19 protein-coding genes are annotated in these 16,473 nt (G+C 71.1%); 13 read left to right on the top strand and 6 right to left on the bottom strand.

Annotated features, from left to right (window positions below):
- Window positions 1–72: 72 nt before the first annotated feature.
- Window positions 73–249, top strand: coding sequence for a DUF7501 family protein (locus EPL04_RS18565; protein WP_167599392.1), 177 nt, complete (start codon window positions 73–75; stop codon window positions 247–249).
- A gap of 27 nt (window positions 250–276) precedes the next feature.
- On the opposite strand, the gene EPL04_RS01695 is transcribed toward EPL04_RS18565, so the two are convergent.
- Entirely contained in the window at window positions 277–1,548 is a 1,272-nt protein-coding gene (locus tag EPL04_RS01695) for an NUDIX domain-containing protein (protein ID WP_134668815.1), read from the bottom strand.
- Between the two features lie 159 nt (window positions 1,549–1,707).
- Here EPL04_RS01695 and EPL04_RS01690 point away from each other — a divergent pair, with 159 nt between their 5' ends.
- Both EPL04_RS01690 and EPL04_RS01685 read left to right on the top strand, forming a co-directional pair.
- Window positions 1,708–2,472 carry a coenzyme F420-0:L-glutamate ligase gene (locus tag EPL04_RS01690; RefSeq protein ID WP_134668813.1) on the top strand — a complete coding sequence of 255 codons (765 nt, stop codon included), beginning with the start codon at window positions 1,708–1,710 and terminating at the stop codon, window positions 2,470–2,472.
- Window positions 2,459–3,445, top strand: coding sequence for a 5,10-methylenetetrahydromethanopterin reductase (locus tag EPL04_RS01685; protein WP_134668811.1), 987 nt, complete (start codon window positions 2,459–2,461; stop codon window positions 3,443–3,445). Before EPL04_RS01690 ends, EPL04_RS01685 begins: the two co-directional genes overlap by 14 nt.
- Here EPL04_RS01685 and EPL04_RS01680 read toward each other — a convergent pair.
- Window positions 3,402–3,608, bottom strand: a complete 207-nt coding sequence (locus EPL04_RS01680; RefSeq protein WP_134668809.1) for a hypothetical protein — start codon at window positions 3,606–3,608, stop codon at window positions 3,402–3,404. The two genes, EPL04_RS01685 and EPL04_RS01680, sit on opposite strands and share 44 nt — an antisense overlap.
- 157 nt (window positions 3,609–3,765) lie before the next feature.
- On the opposite strand from EPL04_RS01680, the gene EPL04_RS01675 reads away from it, so the two are divergent.
- From EPL04_RS01675 to yciH, 5 genes are all read left to right on the top strand, one after another.
- Window positions 3,766–3,999, top strand: a complete 234-nt coding sequence (locus EPL04_RS01675) for a DUF7573 domain-containing protein (RefSeq protein ID WP_134668807.1) — start codon at window positions 3,766–3,768, stop codon at window positions 3,997–3,999.
- 155 nt (window positions 4,000–4,154) lie between these two features.
- A complete protein-coding gene (locus tag EPL04_RS01670; RefSeq protein ID WP_134668805.1) occupies window positions 4,155–5,144 on the top strand; it encodes an AAA family ATPase in 990 nt (329 codons plus the stop codon).
- 1 nt (window position 5,145) lies between these two features.
- Window positions 5,146–6,186 carry a DUF58 domain-containing protein gene (locus EPL04_RS01665; RefSeq protein WP_134668803.1) on the top strand — a complete coding sequence of 347 codons (1,041 nt, stop codon included), beginning with the start codon at window positions 5,146–5,148 and terminating at the stop codon, window positions 6,184–6,186.
- Window positions 6,183–8,426 (top strand): transglutaminase TgpA family protein, encoded by a 2,244-nt coding sequence (locus EPL04_RS01660; protein ID WP_245154511.1) that lies wholly within the window; start codon window positions 6,183–6,185, stop codon window positions 8,424–8,426. The genes EPL04_RS01665 and EPL04_RS01660 overlap by 4 nt, the downstream gene beginning before the upstream one ends.
- A 97-nt stretch (window positions 8,427–8,523) precedes the next feature.
- Window positions 8,524–8,817 carry a stress response translation initiation inhibitor YciH gene (yciH, locus tag EPL04_RS01655; RefSeq protein WP_134668801.1) on the top strand — a complete coding sequence of 98 codons (294 nt, stop codon included), beginning with the start codon at window positions 8,524–8,526 and terminating at the stop codon, window positions 8,815–8,817.
- Between the two features lie 68 nt (window positions 8,818–8,885).
- Here yciH and EPL04_RS01650 read toward each other — a convergent pair whose 3' ends face one another.
- Window positions 8,886–9,245: a rhodanese-like domain-containing protein gene (locus EPL04_RS01650; protein WP_134668799.1), complete on the bottom strand. Its 360-nt coding sequence runs from the start codon at window positions 9,243–9,245 to the stop codon at window positions 8,886–8,888.
- A 159-nt stretch (window positions 9,246–9,404) separates the two neighbouring features.
- Between EPL04_RS01650 and EPL04_RS01645 the strand changes: the two genes are divergently transcribed.
- Together EPL04_RS01645 and EPL04_RS01640 are read left to right on the top strand one after the other, a co-directional pair.
- Window positions 9,405–9,704, top strand: coding sequence for a DUF7562 family protein (locus EPL04_RS01645; RefSeq protein ID WP_134668797.1), 300 nt, complete (start codon window positions 9,405–9,407; stop codon window positions 9,702–9,704).
- Window positions 9,705–9,817: 113 nt separating this feature from the next.
- Window positions 9,818–11,125 (top strand): ribonuclease catalytic domain-containing protein, encoded by a 1,308-nt coding sequence (locus EPL04_RS01640; protein WP_134668795.1) that lies wholly within the window; start codon window positions 9,818–9,820, stop codon window positions 11,123–11,125.
- Here EPL04_RS01640 and EPL04_RS01635 read toward each other — a convergent pair.
- Window positions 11,122–11,625, bottom strand: coding sequence for a GNAT family N-acetyltransferase (locus tag EPL04_RS01635; RefSeq protein WP_134668793.1), 504 nt, complete (start codon window positions 11,623–11,625; stop codon window positions 11,122–11,124). The two genes, EPL04_RS01640 and EPL04_RS01635, sit on opposite strands and share 4 nt — an antisense overlap.
- A 162-nt stretch (window positions 11,626–11,787) precedes the next feature.
- On the opposite strand from EPL04_RS01635, the gene EPL04_RS01630 reads away from it, so the two are divergent.
- Both EPL04_RS01630 and EPL04_RS01625 read left to right on the top strand, forming a co-directional pair.
- A complete protein-coding gene (locus EPL04_RS01630) occupies window positions 11,788–12,396 on the top strand; it encodes a uracil-DNA glycosylase (protein WP_134668791.1) in 609 nt (202 codons plus the stop codon).
- Window positions 12,397–12,483: 87 nt separating this feature from the next.
- Window positions 12,484–15,189 (top strand): M14 family zinc carboxypeptidase, encoded by a 2,706-nt coding sequence (locus EPL04_RS01625; RefSeq protein WP_134668789.1) that lies wholly within the window; start codon window positions 12,484–12,486, stop codon window positions 15,187–15,189.
- Window positions 15,190–15,219: 30 nt separating this feature from the next.
- Here the strand turns inward: EPL04_RS01625 and EPL04_RS01620 are convergent, their stop codons facing one another.
- Window positions 15,220–15,750 (bottom strand): NUDIX hydrolase, encoded by a 531-nt coding sequence (locus EPL04_RS01620; protein ID WP_134668788.1) that lies wholly within the window; start codon window positions 15,748–15,750, stop codon window positions 15,220–15,222.
- A 111-nt stretch (window positions 15,751–15,861) separates the two neighbouring features.
- On the opposite strand from EPL04_RS01620, the gene EPL04_RS01615 reads away from it, so the two are divergent.
- Window positions 15,862–16,320, top strand: a complete 459-nt coding sequence (locus tag EPL04_RS01615; RefSeq protein WP_134668786.1) for a metal-dependent transcriptional regulator — start codon at window positions 15,862–15,864, stop codon at window positions 16,318–16,320.
- Here the strand turns inward: EPL04_RS01615 and EPL04_RS18560 are convergent.
- A complete protein-coding gene (locus EPL04_RS18560; RefSeq protein WP_167599391.1) occupies window positions 16,317–16,469 on the bottom strand; it encodes a hypothetical protein in 153 nt (50 codons plus the stop codon). The two genes, EPL04_RS01615 and EPL04_RS18560, sit on opposite strands and share 4 nt — an antisense overlap.
- Window positions 16,470–16,473 lie beyond the last annotated feature (4 nt).

Below are 16,473 nucleotides of genomic sequence, written 5' to 3'. Positions count from 1 at the left end.
AATATAATCACATGAATTTCAATATAGTGTTTGTCGAAAGGATTCATACGTCTGGTCGCCCCCGTGTCGGCTATGGCAACGAGCGAAACCTGGGACGACCCGAACCGCTGTCCGTTCTGCGGCGACGCGCTCGCGTCGCCCGGCGCCGGCTTCCTCGCACACGTCGCGGAGGCGCCCGAGTGCGAGGACCGCTTCGACGCGTGGCGCGACCGCGTCGGCGGCGACGTCGGCGGGGGCTGGAGCGGGTGAGCGACCCGGTCGACGTCGCCCGCGAACTCACTCGCGCCACGCCGACAGCGCCCGGAGCTCCTCGGCGACGGCCGACACCTCGGCTGGCGCCAGCGCGCCCCGCTCGGTGAGAATCGCCGAGACGAGGTCGGCGGGCGTCGCGTCGAACGTCGGATTCAGCGCCGAGACGTCGACGGCGCCGTCGTAGACCGCGGTCGGATCGCCGTCCTCGAGCCGGACGGCGTCGTCGGTGCGGACCTTGTCGGTCGAGGCGACCGCGTACACCGGAACGTCCTCCCGGTCGGCCGCGAGCGCCGCCGCGCGCGTGCCGGTCTTGTTGACGACCGTCCCGTCGGGCAACACCGCGTCCGCTCCGACCACGAGGGCGTCGACCGACTCGGTCGCCAGCACGTACGCGACCGCGGCGTCGGTGTGGAGGGTGACCTCGGCGTCGCCGGCCAGCGCCTCCGCGACGCCGACCCCCTCGCGGGCGGGACGCGACTCGGCGACGAACACGCGGTCGGCCGCGGGGAGCGCCGCCCGGACGGTGCCCGACCGAGAGAGGGTGAGCGCCGTCCCGTCCCGAATCTCCTCGGCGGCGCGGGCGGCGGCGTCCTCGTCGACCCGAAACGCCCGGGCGATCCCCTCGCGGGCCGCCGCCTCGAGCGCCGCCGGCGTCCGGTCGTCGGCCGCGGCCGCCATCGCGCGGTCGACGCGGTTCGGGACCGCCGCCATGCTCGGTCGGGCCTCGCACAGTCGCTCGGCGATGGCGGCCAGCGCGGGCCAGCCGCCGGCTTCGAGGTCCGTCGAGTCGCGCGCGGCGAACGACCCCGCACGGTCGCGCAGGACTTCGAGCGCGCGGACCGAGAGGATCGCCGAGCCGCGTTCGGCGTCCTCGGCGACCGCATCGACGGTCGGAGCGACCCGCGAGTACGACGTCCAGAGCTGTGGGACCGTCTCGCGCCGCAGGATCTCGGTGGGGTGGGCCCACTCGGTCTCGGCCGTCTCCCAGTTGGGGTCGACGTCGCGGCGCTCGCAGTCGAAGAGGTACGGGTGGACGACCCACCGGGTGTCGATGTCCTCGTCGGTGAACTCGAAGGTGACGCCCCTCCGCGCGAGCTCGCAGGCGTCGAGGAGCCCGGTCTCCTCGGCGATCTCCTCGCGGGCCGCGGCGTCCGCGCTATCGTCGGACTCGCCCTCGATGTGGCCCGCGACGCCGCCCCACAATCCCGCGTACGAGCCGACCTCGGCCGAGCGCTTGAGAAGGAGGACTTCCCCGCGGTTCCGGAGAAAGCAGGTGACGACGCTGGTCTCGTCCATGCGCGGGCGTTCGGCCCCGAGAGGTTTGAACCGTTGGGTGTCCGCGACGAGCCCCGGCCGTCGGCGTCGCGGACGGCTCGAATCCGGTCGAGGGCGTGGGAGGGGTAGGCCTTGCCCGTTTCGGGCGGGTTTTTATCGCCGACGGCCCAACGTCCGGTCATGGACGTGTTCGCAGTGCCGGGCCTGCCCGAGGTCCGGCCGGGCGACGACCTCGCGGCCCTCGTCGAGGAGCGGACCGACCTCCGGGACGACGACGTACTGGTAGTGGCGAGCACGGTGGTCTCGAAGGCGGAGGGGCGGCTCGCCGACCTCGAGGACTTTCCGGCCGGCCCCAGAGCCCGGGAGATCGCCGACCGACTCGCGTCGATCTCCGGCGACGAGAAAGACCCCCGGTTCGCACAGGCCGTCCTCGAAGAGAGCACCGAGCTCCTGATGGAGGCGCCGTTTCTGCTCACCGCCACGAAGTTCGGCCACATCGGGGTCAACGCCGGGATCGACCGGTCGAACGTCGGCGGCGACGCCGACCTGCTGTTGTTGCCCGAGCGCCCAAGCGAGAGCGCCGCCCGCATCCGGGAGTCCCTCCGGGCAGACCCCGGCGTCGTGGTGACCGACACCTGCGGGCGGCCGTTCCGCCACGGCCAGCGCGGGGTCGCGATCGGGTGGGACGGCGTGCCGGCCTCCCGGGACTGGCGCGGGGAGACCGACCGCGACGGCCACGAACTCGCGGTCACGGTCGAGTCGGTCGTCGACGAACTCGCCTCGGCCGCGAACCTCGTCACCGGCGAGGGCGACGACGGCCTCCCGGTCGCGGTGGTCCGCGACTGGGAGTTCGGCGACCACGGCGGGAGCGAGAACCTCTACCGCGACGTCGACGGGGACTTCGTGCGCCAGGCGCTCAGGGGGTGGGAGTTTGCGGGGCATTGAGATCACGCCCGAACACCCGATCTCGGAGCTCGTCGAACTCGGCCGGACCGCCGAGCGCGAGGGGTTCGACACCGTGTTCGCGAGCTGTCACTACAACAACCGCGATCCGTTCGTCGTGCTCGACCGGATCGCGGCCGCCACCGACGAGGTCCGGGTGGGCCCGGGCGTCGCCAACCCCTACGAGACCCACCCGGTGACCCTCGCCTCGCGGATCGCCACCCTCGACGAGGCCAGCGACGGCCGGGCGGTCTGTGGACTCGGCGCGGGCGACCGCTCGACCCTCCGGAACCTCGGCTACGACCGCGAGCGGCCGCTCCGGCGCGTGCTCGAAGCGATGAAGGTCTCCCAGAAGCTCTGGGCCGGCGAGCGCGTCGACCACGACGGGACCTTTGAGGCGACCGACGCCGCGCTGAACTATCCGGACGCCGTCGGGCGCGTCCCCGCCTACGTCGGCGCACAGGGGCCACACATGATCCGGATGGCGGCCAAGCACGCCGACGGCGTGCTGGTCAACGCCGCCCACCCGAAGGACTTCGCGTGGGCCGACGAGCAGGTCGCGGCCGGCCTCGACGACCGGCCCGACGACCGCGGCGCGTTCGACTTCGCGGCCTACGCCAGCGTGAGCGTCGCCGAAGACGACGACGACGCCCGCGAGGCCGCCCGGCCGCCGGTCGCGTTCATCGTCGGCGGGGCGGCCCCGCCGGTGTTGGAGCGTCACGACATCGACGCCGAGCGCGCGGAGGCGATCGGCGAGAAAGTGGCGGCAGGCGAGTTCTCGGCGGCGTTCGAGGCGGTGACCCCCGCGATGATCGACGCCTTCTGCATCGCCGGGACCGTCGACGGGGTCGCAGACAGGATCGCCGAGGTGTTGACCTACGCCGACAGCTTCGTCGCGGGGTCGCCGCTCGGTCCCGATCCGGCGGACGCGATCAGCCTTGCTGGGGCGGCCTGCGACCGAGCGACTCGGGAGTGAGGAGGTCGACGACCGCGCCCGCGACGAGGTACGCCAGCATCAGCGACGACCCGGCGACGAACACGAACCCGACCAACAGCAACAGCGCCGTGACCGGCGTGTTGAGCGCCACGTCGGTGAACAGGCTGATCATGTCCAGGACGTTCTGCACGAGGTTGACCATGTGCGAACGTGTGTGGCGGGGGTACTTGTTTGCTCCGTTCGCGCGAGACGGGTCGGCCGACTGGACGACACTACGCGACCGCCTCTCGCGGCGACTCGCCGCGAGCGCGCCCGACGGCTTCGCTACGCTTACCACGCCGGCGGGCGTAGCCCGGGACGTGACCGAAGACGCATCGCTCGACGCCTTCGCCGCGTCGGGCGAAGACGACGCGGGATCGGACGCGAGCGACGGCGAGTCGAGCGCCGCCGCGGACGCCCCGAGCGTCGAGCCCGCGCGGTCGACCTACGCCTGGTCGCCCCGGGGCGGCGAGTGTGCCGACTGTGGCGAGTCGGTCGAGCGCCGGTGGCGCGACGACGGCGCGCTGGTGTGTGGCGACTGCAAGGAGTGGTAACGCGGGCGAAATCGGAGCCCTCGGGCCGTCTCGAACCGGCGAAGCCCGCCTCTCGGGACAAAGGTTTCAAAGCTGGGGAAGTAAGGTGTGGGTGTCAGGCCCACGCCGGGGCGACCGATGCGATTCCCGTCTCCCCTTCCCGCGCCCACAAACCCATGACGGACGCCAACCCGAATCCGACACCCCCATCCCGACGAGGCGACGACTCGCCGACCCCGTTGCCGGTCGACGAGGCCGCGTCGCTCGCCGGACGCATCGTCGAGAACGTCGAGGAGGTCATCGTCGGCCACCACGACGTGACCGAACACATCGTGACAGCTATTCTCGCCCGGGGCCATCTCCTGTTAGACGACGTGCCGGGCGTCGGCAAGACGATGCTGGCGCGGTCGCTCGCACGCTCGATCGACTGCGAGTTCAAGCGGGTCCAGTTCACCCCCGATCTGATGCCGACCGACGTGACCGGCGTGAACGTCTTCGACGAGCGAAGCCGGGAGTTCGAGTTCCGGCCGGGACCGGTGTTCGGCAACGTCGTGCTCGCCGACGAGATCAACCGCGCGCCCCCGAAGACCCAGTCGGCGCTGCTCGAAGCCATGGAGGAGTCCCAGGTCACCGTCGACGGCGAGACCTACCGGCTCGACCAGCCGTTCACCGTCATCGCCACCCAGAACGACGTCGGCGGCGACCGGACCTACGAGCTTCCCATCGCCGAGATCGACCGGTTCATGAAACAGCTCACGCTCGGCTACCCCTCGCCCGAAGACGAGTCGGAGGTGCTCCGGCGAGTCACCGGTCGCCACCCGATCGAGGGGCTCGACCCGGTCGCGACCGGCGAGGAAGTCCGTCGCGCTCGCGAGACCGTCGCGGGGGTGACCGCCGAGGCGGCCGTCCGGGAGTACGTCACCCGGCTCGCGAACTACACCCGCGAGCGGGCCGACCTCGGGGTCAGCCCCCGCGGGTCGATCGCGCTCCTCCGGGCCGGACAGGCCCGGGCGGTGCTGGACGGCCGCGACTACGTGGTTCCCGACGACGTGCAGGCCGAGGCCGAGGCCGTCCTGCGCCACCGCGTCCGCACCGGAGCCGAGACCGGCGGCGCGAGCGGTGCGGCGCTGATAGCCGAGGCGCTCGACAACGTGCCGGTGAGCTGAGATGCTGACGAGACGCGGCTGGGCGGTCGCGGCCGTCGCCGCGGTCGCGGTCGCGATGGCGGGCTGGTTCGGCGCGCGCTCGCTGAACGGCGTCGTCGCGCCCGCGGCGGTCGCGCTCGCCGCCGGATACGTTCAGCTCCGGCGCACGCCCCGGCCCGACCTCCGAGTCGAGGCGCCCGAGTACGGCTTCGCGGGCGACGCCGCCGAGGTCGCGGTGGCGTTCGACACCGAGACGCCCCTCGCGGGAGCGGTCGAGCTCACCGCGCGGGGCCCGCTCGCCCTCGCGGGCGACTCGGTCGAGACGACCGTCACCGACGAGCCGATCGCGTTCGGGCTCGAACTGAGCGAGCGCGGCGTCGGCGCCGTCGGGCCGGTCGAGCTCCGCGTCGAGGACGTGTTCGGCCTCTGGACCGCGACCCACCGGTACTCGATCCGCCGGGACGTGACGGTGTTCCCGCGGCGGCGGCGACTGACCGACGCCAACGAGCTCGCGGCGCTCGACAGGACCCTCGGGATCGACGGCCGCGACCGGTTCGACCAGCTCCGGGAGTACGAACGGGGCGACTCGCTCCGGGACGTCCACTGGAAGACGAGCGCCAAGCGGACCGACGACCTCGTCGTGATGGAGTACGAGGCCGACGACCGGCGCGGGCGGATCGAACTCCTCGCGGAGGCCGACCCCGGCCGGGCCGACGAGACGGCCGAGGCCGCCGCGAGCGTCGCGGGCTACCTGCTCGACGCCGGCGTGGCGGTCGGACTCACCCTCCCCAGCGACCGGATCGAGCCCGGAACGGGCCCCGCCCACCGGATCGCGGTGTACGCGGCGCTGGCCCGGCTCTCGGCCGGCACCGTCGTCGACTCGCGTCGGGGCAACCCGGACGTCGCCGTCGAGGGGTTCGAGGGCGAGGCGGTCCGAGTCGCCGCGGCCGGCCGGAGCGTCGAGTTCGCGCGGCTGGCGGGCCCGCCGGCCGAGCCCGCGGTGTCCCCGGGTTCCGAGCGGTCGGGGCGGGCCGCGGTCGCCGACGGAGGTGAGCGCCGGTGAGCGCCGACGCCGCGGTGGGTCGCGAACTCGAGCTCGGCGACGTCGCGGTCCCGTACCACTGGCTCGCGGTCGGCTCGACGGGCGTTCTGATGGCGTCGTATCTGAGCGTGCTCTACCACGTCACCGACATCGTGGGCGGGACCGCCGCGTTGACCGCGCTGGTCGTCGCGACGCTGGTCGCCGCGACGCTCGCCGCCCGCCACCTCCCGGTCAGTTACGCCGCCGCGCTGGTCGTGGGTCTGCTCGGCGCGGGGCTTGGCGGCTACTACCTGTCGGTGCCGAGCCCGTACCTCGTGGCGACCTCGACGGGCCAGATACTCGCGGACAACGTCGCCCTGCTGACCGGGCTGTCGGTCCTGCGGATGACGGAGGTCGGCGCGTGGGCGCTCGGGGTCGCCCCGGCGCTGTCGTTCGGGCCGTGGTATCTCGTGCTCCGGCGACGCTACGCGCTCGCGGTCGCCGCCGGCGGCGTCGCGCTCACTTTTTTCGTCCTGACGGGCGACGCCGGGAGCTTCGTCACGCTGGCCGGGTCGCTCGCGGCCGCGAGCGCGCTCGGGTTCGGCACGCTGGCCCGCCGGGGCGGGACCGCCGCGCAGGTCGACGCCATCGCCATCGCGCTGGTGGCGATGGTGGTGGTGTCGTCGGCGATCAGCGTCGTCCCGGGCGGCACCGCGAGCCCGATCCTGCCCGGCGGCTCGGCCGGTCCCCAGACCGTCGAGGGGAGCGTGGTCAACAACGACGAGCGGACCAACATCGTCGGCTCCATCGAGCTCTCGCCGACCGTCAGGTTCTCGGTCGAGGCCGAACGGCGGGGGTACTGGCGGGTCGGCGCGTACGACCGCTACGACGGCGACGGCTGGATTCGGACCGGCGAGGCGACCGATTACCGGGCCCAGTCGGCCCCGCCCGGCCCGAGTCGGACCCTCGATCAGACGGTGACAGTAGAGGCCGATCGGCTCGGCGCGATGCCCGCGGCGTGGCGGCCGGTCCGGCTCCGGACGGGGGCCGACAACGCGCGTGTCACCTCCGAGGGGTCGTTCGATCCGATCGGCGCGCTCCGCGAGGGCGAACAGTACACGGTCCTCAGCGAGGTCCCGGACCCGAGCGAGTCGGAGCTTCGGACCGCCGGGACCGACTACCCCGAGGAAATCGCCGAGCGGTACCGCCAGCTCCCGGCGAGCAGCGCCGACCGGATCCGCGAGCGCACCGACGAGATCGCGGCGGGCGCCGAGACGCCGTACGCGACCGCGGTCGCGATCGAGAACTGGCTCGAAGCCAACAAGGCGTACTCGCTCGACGTCGATCGGCCCGACGGCAACGTCGCCGAGAGCTTCATCTTCGACATGGAGCGGGGCTACTGCACCTACTACGCGACCGCGATGGTCGCGATGCTCCGCTCGCAGGACGTGCCCGCCCGGTTCGCGGTGGGGTACACGCCGGGCCAGCGGGTCGCCGAGAACGAGTGGGTCGTCCGCGGGCTCGACTCCCACGCGTGGGTCGAGGTGTACTTCCCCGAGATCGGCTGGGTGAAGTTCGACCCGACGCCCGGCGGGCCCCGCGCGGACACCGAGAGCCAGCGCGTCCAGCAGGCCCGCGAGCGCAACGTCTCGAACGTCGACACCGACGACAGCCAGAACGGGACGTGGACCCCGACGACGACCCAGCCCGAGGACGAGACCGGAACAGAGACGACCGACGACGGGACCGGGAGCGAGAACCTGACCGCCGTCGCGGAGTCGGGACCGGGCCAGCGACCCCAGCTCGCGCCCGATCGGGAGGTGGGGCGGACCGACTCGGCGCCGGAGATCGGAGTCGCCACCACCGAAGCCGAGGACGGCGCCGGCGGCGTGCCGATCCGGCCGCCGTCGCCCGAGGAGGCGGCGCTCGGCGGGCTGGTGGTCGTTGGCCTGCTCGCGGCCGCCCGCCGGACGGGCGCGCTCGCCCGCCTCAGGCGGACGGCGTGGCTCTACTGGCAGCCCCGACGCGACCCCGACACCGACGTCGAGCGGGCGTTCGCCCGGCTCGAACACCTCCTCGCGGATCGGTTCCGCGAGCGCCGGCCGGGCGAAACCCCGCGGGAGTACCTCGACGCGATCCGGGGGATCGACCGCCGGGCCGAGCGCGTGGGCGAGATCTACGAGCGGGTCCGGTACGCCGGCGAGTCCGACCGACTGCTCGCGGATCAGGCGGTGGCGCTCGTCGACGAGTTGGTGCGCGAGCGGCGCGGGCTCGGGCGGTAACGACCGGCGAGGAGGCCCCGAGCCCGGCGCTCGACGCCGCCGAAAGGCGCAGGTAGCGACACTGTTTTGTACCCCGACAGTCAATCCCTAAAATGTAATGTCGGAAGTGTGCTCGACGTGCGGGCTGCCTCAAGAGCTCTGCGTCTGCGAGGACGTCGCCAAAGAGTCCCAGCAGATCAACATCCGCATCGACGAGCGACGCTACGGAAAAGAGGTAACGATAATCGAAGGATTCGACCCGAAGGACGTCGATTTGGACAGCCTCTCGTCGGACCTGAAGTCCAAGTTCGCCTGCGGCGGGACTGTCGAGGACGACCAGATCGAGCTCCAGGGCAACCACACCGGACGCGTCGAGGATTTCCTGCGCGATAAGGGGTTCAACGTCGCCTGACCCCGCGCGGTAGGCTGTGCGGAGCGGGGCGCAGTGGCGCCACTACGGATATTTTTCGCCTTCGGCCGTCAGAACGGGCTCTCGGGTCCTTCGTCGGTCGGGGACGGCTCGGCGGCTTCGAGGTCGCCGCCCCACGCGTCGAGACCGCCGGCGAGGCTCTCGACTCGGGCGGCGTCGGACACGCCCTCGTAGGAGGCGATGAGCCGTGCGGCCTGCACGCTCGATTTGCCATGCGGACAGACGGTAACGATGCGTTCCTCGCCGTCGAGGCGCTCGATCTCGTCGGCGAGCGCGTGAAACGGGACGTTCTCGCTGTCCGGGATGTGACCGCGGTCGAACTGCGCCGCGGGCCGGATGTCGACGATGCAGACGTCCGCGTCGGCGTCGAGGAGGTCGGCGAGTTCGTCGGGAGAGATTTCGGCGTCCATCGGATCGAGGTTGTGGGCGGATCCGAATAAGCCCCGCGGTGGGACGGCGTCGCAGGGCGCTCGGACGGGTCGGCGCCCGGTAAGCTCTCGTTACGCTCGCGGGATCTCGTCGAATCGCTGACCGAAAACCGCAAGTAACGGCGGCGCGTGGTCGGTAGTATGTGGGGCACCCGGAGTAGCCGGGGGAACGACTCGGTCGACTGCATCGCCTGCGGCGAGACCGTCACCCGGTCGGCCGCCCGCGAGTACGACAAGGAGGGCGACCGGTGGGACCGGAAGGGAAAGACGTTCGAACATCTCTGCAAGGAGTGTCACACCGGCCTCTGTCACCAGCCCCGAGACGAACTCGAGGAGCTGTTGGTGGAGATCGACGCCGGCGAGCTGAGCGAGATCGAGTTTCTCGACCGCTACGCGCGGGCGGTCGAGGAGCGATACGGGCCGCTCGACCACGAGCGATAGCGCGGCCCGACCCGAGGGGCACGGCGCCGAGACCCCCGGCTCGGGCGAGAGCGCTCGCCGAAACGGGCGTACGCTCCGACACGCCTAACTACTCGTCCCCGTAACCGTTCGGTATGACAAGCGACGCCCAGGCCGAGGCCGGCACCCCCGAGGGACAGGGCCCGGTCGAGATCTCTCCGGAACTGGCCGACAGACTCGAAGCCCACCGCGAGGAGCTGTTCGAGAAGTTCGAGATCCGCGACGAGTTCCCCCAGTCGGTGCTCACCGAGGCCGAAAAGCGAACCGAGGACATCCAACAGGAGATACGAGACGAGGTCGACGAGCGCCGCGACCTCCGGGACATGACCACCTGGACGACCGACCCGATCGACGCCCAGGACTTCGACGACGCGCTGTCGGTCGAGGAGCGCGACGACGAGTACGTCCTGTGGGTCCACATCGCGGACGTGACCCACTACGTCGACCCCGAGTCGAACATGTGGGAGGAGGCCGTCGAGCGGGCCAACACCGTCTACCTGCCCGCCTACACCATCCACATGCTCCCGCCGGTGCTGGCCGAGACGGTCTGCTCGCTGGTGGCCAACGAGGACCGACTCGCCCACACCGTCGAGATGCACCTCGACAAGGAGAACCTCGGCTACGAGAGCATCGAGATCTACAAGTCGGTCATCGAGAGCGACGCCCGGCTCACCTACACCGAGGCCGAGCGACTGCTCGACGAGCCCGAGACCGCCGACGACCTCCTCGAAGACACCGAGGTCGACCTCGCCGAGAAGTGCGAGCTGGTCTGGGAGCTCGCCGACCGGATGCACGAACTCCGCAAGGAGGAGGGGAGCCTCGTGTTGAACCCTCGGCGGGACCGCGCCCACACCATCATCGAGGAGTGCATGCTGAAGGCCAACAAGGCGGTGACCCACAAGCTGATGTGGGACCGCGGCGTCGAGGCGATGTACCGGGTCCACCCTCAGCCGAGCCCCGACGAGTGGGGCGAAGCCCTCCAAGAGATCCAGGAGCTCGACGGCGTCTCGATCCCGGGCGAGGCGTGGGACGAGCCCCGAAAGGCGGTCAACGCGACCCTCGAAGACGCCCCGAAGCGCCAGCTCGACAAGATCCAGTGGGCGGTGATGAAGGTGATGCCCCGCGCGAAGTACATGAACGACCCGTTCGGCGGCCACCACGCGCTGAACTTCGAGATCTACGGCCACTTCACCAGCCCGATCCGGCGGCTCAGCGACCTCATCAACCACTGGATCGTCTACACCAACGACGTGCCCGAGGATCTGGTGGCGCTCTGTGACCGCGCCAGCGACAAGCAGGCCGACGCCGAGGCCTGCGAGCGCGAGTACAAGCAGTTTCTCGAAGAGGTCGGGCTCGACCCCGCGGCGGTCAACAACCGCGGCATCGAGGTCGTCGAAGACTAGAGGCCTTTCTCTCGGACGTAGTCGTCGACGGTCTCGCCCTTCAGGTCCATCTCGCGCGAGTCGACGCGCCGGTAGCCACGGCTCTCGTAGAAGGCGTTGGCCGCGTCGTTGTCCGCCAGCACCGCCAGCCGCACGGCGTCGGCGCCGCGCTCGCGAAGCCAGTCTTCGAGTCGGTCGAGGAGCGTCGACCCGATCCCCTCGTTCCAGCGGTCGGGGTGGACGTAGAGGCGCGCGAGTTCGGCTCCCGCCTCGTCGGTCGGCTCGGCGACCAGCGCCTGCCCGAAGCCGACGACCTCGTCGCCGCGCTCGGCGATCAGCATTCGGGCGTCGGCCCGCCCGATCGACGCCCGGAGGTCGGCGACGTCGTACCAGTCTGCGATCGCGGCCTCGATCCTCTCCTCGGCGACGACATCGTCGTACGCGGCCAGCCACGAGGCGCGGGCGACCCGCCGGACCGCCGGCGCGTCGTCGGGGACCGCGACGCGAACGTCGAGAGTCACGTACTCGAGACGGTCGCGCGACCCCAAATAGGTTCGGCGGGCGCGTGAACTCGGCTCGCGTTCGGAGCGAAGCGTTCAGAACCGCCGAGCGCGAACGTCGCTCGTGGCCCAGTTCCCGACTCGAAGCACGTCCTCGAACCCGGGTGTTCGCGGTGTCCGGCGCTGGTCGAGTCGCGCGAGCGGATCGCGTGGGGCAACGGCTCGCTCGACGCCGCAGTGGTGGTGGTCGGCGAGGCGCCGGCGGCAGGCGTCGAGCCGCGCTCGACCGATCACTCGAGTGGCGCCTCGCCGAGAGACGGCGACTCGGACGCCGACCGGTGGCGGGGCGGCAACTGGACCGGGAAGGCCTACACCTCCCGTCACTCCGGGCGGACGGTCCGGGAACTGTTCGCCGACGCCGGCCTCGGTCCCGAGGAGCTGTACGTCACGAACGCGGTGAAGTGTTTTCCGGAGGGCGAGGACGGGTCGAACCGCGAGCCGACCGCCGACGAGCGCGCGAACTGCCGGACCCACCTCCGAACAGAGATCGAGCGGATCGACCCCGCCGTGATCGCGACCACCGGCAAGCACGCGACCCTGTCGGTGCTCGGCGACGACGCCCCGGAGTCGTTTCTCGACGGGGTGCTCGATCCGGTCGAATCCGAGGACTTCGACGCCGCCGTCCTCCCGCTGGTCCACCCCTCCTACCAGAACGTCTGGCTCCCCCGACTCGGCTACGACCGCGAGACGTACGTCGAGGCGATCCGGGCCCGGATCGCGGCCCGCCGGTGATAGTTCCCCGGAGAGGTGTCGGGGAACGGATGCGAATTGTTATCGTTTGGACCGTCGCACAGCGTGTCTCGAAGGGAGGACAACGAGATGACACGAAACGACGATCCGACCGACGGGACGTTCGCGGACGCGCGCGTCGACAGGCGGACGTTCCTTCGACTGACGACCGCGACGGCCGGGACGCTCGCGCTCCCGGGGGCCGCGACCGCGCAGGTCGAATCGGAGAAGATGACCGACACGTACCGGTTCGTCGCCAACCACACGCCGACCGGCGACCGGATACAGACGCTACTCGAGGTGGCCGACGCGTCCGGGCTCGACCGGATCGAGTCGTTCGACTTCGACGTGCGAACGACCCGGGACCCGACGACCGCCGCGTACGCCCGCCCGACGCCCGAGCAGGTCAAGGAGTTGGTCGAACTCGACGCCGTCGAGCGCCTGCTTTTCTCGCCGGGCGCGAACCCGTTCTGGCGGCTCGGCGACTACTCGGAGGGGGTCTTTCCGCCCGCCAACGACAGCGTCGGCTTCATCTCCTTCGAGGAGATGGTACAGGGGATCCAGCACCTCGAAGCCCGACACCCCGATCGGCTCGCTCTCCGGACGATCGGTCAGACCGCCGGCTGGTACAACTTCGTCACCCGGGAGACCGAGCCCCAGGACATCTGGCTCGCCGAGATCACCAACGACGTGAACGACGCCGAGCGCTTCGAACAGAAGGAGAAGGTGCTGGTGTTCAATCAGGACAGCAGCGAGCGACAGGGGCCCGAGGCGATGTTCCGGTTCCTCGAAGACCTGCTCGAAGGCGACGAGCCGAGGGTCGAACGCCTGCTCGACGACATCGCGCTCGTGTTCCTGATCGCGAACCCCTCGGGGTGGGTGGCGAACCACACCTACTACTACAGCGGCGAGGAGGTCACCCCCGAGCAGGTCGTCCGGACCAACGAGTACAGGACGCTCCTCCCGACCGGCGCCGATCCGAACCGATCGTACCCCACGCCGGGGTACATCGACCCGGGCCACGTCCCCGCCGAACCGCACGGGGCGGACCTCGACGACGACCGCTCGGGCGTCGACCGGGACGTCCCGCCCGAGATCGCGGAGTCGGTGCCGGGCGAACTCGACATCGCGGAGTACTTCCGGACCCGCGACTACGAGAATCTGGAGTACGGCCTCGACCTCCACGGGTTTTACAGCTCCGAGTCGTTCCTCGAAGGCTTCCCGCTGAACGGCGACTACGACTTCGAGGACCTCGCGGACCTGTACGCGCTCCAGCGGTCCGTCGACGAGGCGCTCGAGGAGTCGGCGCTCGGCCAACTGATCGCCAGCGACGAACTCCAGTCGGTGTTCGAACGGTTCAACGACCGGGTGAGCGACGACGGCGAGTCGCCGCCGACGCCCGAAGACACCTACCAGTACGGGACGCTGTTCGACATTCTCGGCTACTCGACCAGCGGGGACACGATAAGCTGGCTGTCGGCGTCGCGCGAGAACGGCGGTCTCGGCGACGTCAAGACGTTCGCCACCGAGACCGTCTACTCGGTCGGCGAGTTCGTCCCCGACCTCGTCGACGCGTGGGTCGTCGGGAACGCGACCGTGATCCGGGCGGTCGCCGAGCACGCCGCGGGCGACGTGAGCGCGAGCGTCGAGACCGGCGGGGCGTCGACCGCGTACGTGGAGACCGACTCGCTCACGCGCCGCTCGGAGGACCTCCCGTACGGCGACGGCGGCGAGACCCGCTACGAGACCGAGCGAGTGGGCGTCACCCTCGACGGCGGCGGAACCGAGCGAGTACCGGTGGCGGCCACCGAGGACGCCGCCCAGCTCGCGGTCACCGTGCCCGCGCTTCCGGGCGTGAGCGTCCGGCTCGACGGGCCGACGGGCGACCGTATCGCCGGCCGGGGGCTCGCCGAGGGCGCCGACCGGCCCGAGGAGCTAGTCGTCGCGTCGCCGGCCGCGGGCGAGTGGTCGGTAGTCCTCGAACACGACGGCGGGGAGCTCCTGGAGTTCGACGTCGAGGTCGGCGTGCTCCGCGCCGAGAGCGAGAGCCCGAACCCCAGCGACGTGCTCGGGTTCGACCAGCGGTCCTACGAGGTGAGCCCGTTCGCGTTCTTCGAGGACCTCGAGGCGTCGCTCGGCGGCGGCGGGAGTACGCGAGCTGTCACCGTCGACGAAGTCGCGAGCGGCGGGCTCGTCGACGGCGACGCCCCGGCGGTCGAGAACCTCGTCGCGATCCACGCCGACGGGCGCGACGACGAGACGTACGTCGCCGAACTCGATCGGTACGTCGAGGCCGGCGGGACGCTCGTGCTCACCGACCGGGGCGTCCATCTGCTCGGCGCGATGGACGCCGATCCCGTCGCGGAGGTCGGGCCCGACGACATCAGAGACGAGACGCTGTTCACCGCCTTCCTCGGGGACCGCAACGACGACCACCCGTTGCTCGCGGGGACCGCCCCCAACGCCAGAGAGATCGGGAAGTTCGTCCCGCTGGGGTACAGCATCGGCGACGACGCGCCGATGACGCTGGTCGACCCCGAGGCGTTCACCGACGCCGGGGGCACGGTCGCGGCGACTACCGCCGGCGAGTACACTCAGATAGAGCCCGGGGTCGCGGCGGGGTCGATCGCGGGCGCGGGCGAGGGCGCTGTCCACGTCGTCGGCGGACTCCTCCCGCCGGCGACCCAGGACTTCCTCCACCCGTTCGGGCTCAACGAGTACTCGGTCTCGCACCTCGGGACGAGGTTGCTCGCGAACGCGCTGGGGTACGACCCGAGCGTCCGGGTCGAGACGTAGCCCCGAGCGCGCCTCGGCCCCGCCCCCGACTCAGAGGAGTCCCTCGGCCTCGGCGAGCAACAGCGCCTCGATGGTGGCGTCGTTGGCGGGGGCCTCGCGGGCGGCGTCGAGCGCCTCCGCGACCGGTATCGATCGGACCGAGAGGAACTCGTTGTCGTCGAGGTCCTGCTCGACCGGCGCCAGTCCCTCCGCGAAGACGATTCCCCGCTCGTGGCGGAGGACGCCCGTCGAACAGTAAAAGTCCTCCAGCAGGCTGACGCCCGCGGGGTCGAAGCCGGTCTCCTCGCGGAGTTCCCGGGCGCCGGCGGTCGTGTACGACTCGCCGTCCTCGACGATGCCGGCCGGACACTCCAGACACGTCTCGGCGATCGTCGGCCGGTACTGCTCGACGAAGACGACGCGGTCGTCGGTCACCGCGAGGACGACCACCGCGGGCGGCAGTTCGGCCCAGTAGTACTGCTTCGTCGAGCCGTCGGGCTGTTCGACCAGATCGTAGCCGCCGGTGTACCAGCCGGTCTCGTACTCCGCGACCGACTCGATGACGCGCCAGTCGTCTCCCATGTGAGGTCGGTCGGCTCCCGCCGGGTAAAGCATGACCATCGCCGGCCGTCGGGCGCCGGCCCCACACCGTCGGGAGTAGGCTTATTATCGTTCGCGGCGAGTCAGAAAACGATGAGCGACGTCTCCGAGAGCGTGGGGCGGTACCTGAGCCACGTCCACCTGCTCACCGCGCGGTCGGACCGTCGGGCGGGCACCGGCGAGCTCGCCGCGGAACTCGACGTGAGCGCCGCGAGCGTCACGGAGATGCTCCGCGGGCTCGACGAGCGCGGGCTCGCCGACTACGAGAAGTACGAGGGGGTCGCGCTCACCGACGCTGGCGAGGCGACCGCACGGGAGTTCCTCTGGCGGCGGTGTGTGGCCGAGAACTTCCTCGAAGACGACCTCGGGCTCGATCCGGCGGCGCTCGACGACGACCCGCGCGCGTTCGGACAGGAGCTGTCGCCCGAGGCGATCGACCGGCTCAGGGCGCTGGTCGACCACCCGTGCGACGGGCAGTGCAACGCCCCCCGCGACGAGTACGCCGCCTGCACCGACGAGGTGCGGGAGGCGCCGAGCGGACCGGAGCCTTAGCTCCCGGCGGTCGGGAGTTCGATCGTCCGGTCGGACCCGAACAGCGCGAACAGCGCGAACAGACCGAACAGCGCAGGCTCGCCCGTCCAGACGCCCAACACGCCGAGCACGCCCAGCACGCCGAGTTTCCGCACTGCTATTTCGGTCATACTC

The sequence above is a fragment of the Halorussus marinus genome, from assembly GCF_004521895.1.
Lineage (GTDB): Archaea > Halobacteriota > Halobacteria > Halobacteriales > Haladaptataceae > Halorussus > Halorussus marinus.
The sequence above is the reverse complement of the archived record's forward strand: the minus strand, read 5'-3'. Positions and strand labels throughout refer to the sequence as shown.

Excerpts from the sequence above, each read along its gene's own strand:
- EPL04_RS01615 (WP_134668786.1), top strand. The coding sequence starts at position 15,862 with ATGAGCGACGTCTCCGAGAGCGTGGGGCGGTACCTGAGCCACGTCCAC.
- EPL04_RS18565 (WP_167599392.1), top strand. The coding sequence starts at position 73 with ATGGCAACGAGCGAAACCTGGGACGACCCGAACCGCTGTCCGTTCTGC.
- EPL04_RS01665 (WP_134668803.1), top strand. The coding sequence starts at position 5,146 with ATGCTGACGAGACGCGGCTGGGCGGTCGCGGCCGTCGCCGCGGTCGCG.
- EPL04_RS01620 (WP_134668788.1), bottom strand. The coding sequence starts at position 15,750 with ATGGGAGACGACTGGCGCGTCATCGAGTCGGTCGCGGAGTACGAGACC.
- EPL04_RS18560 (WP_167599391.1), bottom strand. The coding sequence starts at position 16,469 with ATGACCGAAATAGCAGTGCGGAAACTCGGCGTGCTGGGCGTGCTCGGC.
- EPL04_RS01680 (WP_134668809.1), bottom strand. The coding sequence starts at position 3,608 with ATGGTCAACCTCGTGCAGAACGTCCTGGACATGATCAGCCTGTTCACC.
- EPL04_RS01625 (WP_134668789.1), top strand. The coding sequence starts at position 12,484 with ATGACACGAAACGACGATCCGACCGACGGGACGTTCGCGGACGCGCGC.
- EPL04_RS01650 (WP_134668799.1), bottom strand. The coding sequence starts at position 9,245 with ATGGACGCCGAAATCTCTCCCGACGAACTCGCCGACCTCCTCGACGCC.
- EPL04_RS01670 (WP_134668805.1), top strand. The coding sequence starts at position 4,155 with ATGACGGACGCCAACCCGAATCCGACACCCCCATCCCGACGAGGCGAC.
- EPL04_RS01640 (WP_134668795.1), top strand. The coding sequence starts at position 9,818 with ATGACAAGCGACGCCCAGGCCGAGGCCGGCACCCCCGAGGGACAGGGC.
- EPL04_RS01695 (WP_134668815.1), bottom strand. The coding sequence starts at position 1,548 with ATGGACGAGACCAGCGTCGTCACCTGCTTTCTCCGGAACCGCGGGGAA.
- yciH (WP_134668801.1), top strand. The coding sequence starts at position 8,524 with ATGTCGGAAGTGTGCTCGACGTGCGGGCTGCCTCAAGAGCTCTGCGTC.
- EPL04_RS01690 (WP_134668813.1), top strand. The coding sequence starts at position 1,708 with ATGGACGTGTTCGCAGTGCCGGGCCTGCCCGAGGTCCGGCCGGGCGAC.
- EPL04_RS01645 (WP_134668797.1), top strand. The coding sequence starts at position 9,405 with ATGTGGGGCACCCGGAGTAGCCGGGGGAACGACTCGGTCGACTGCATC.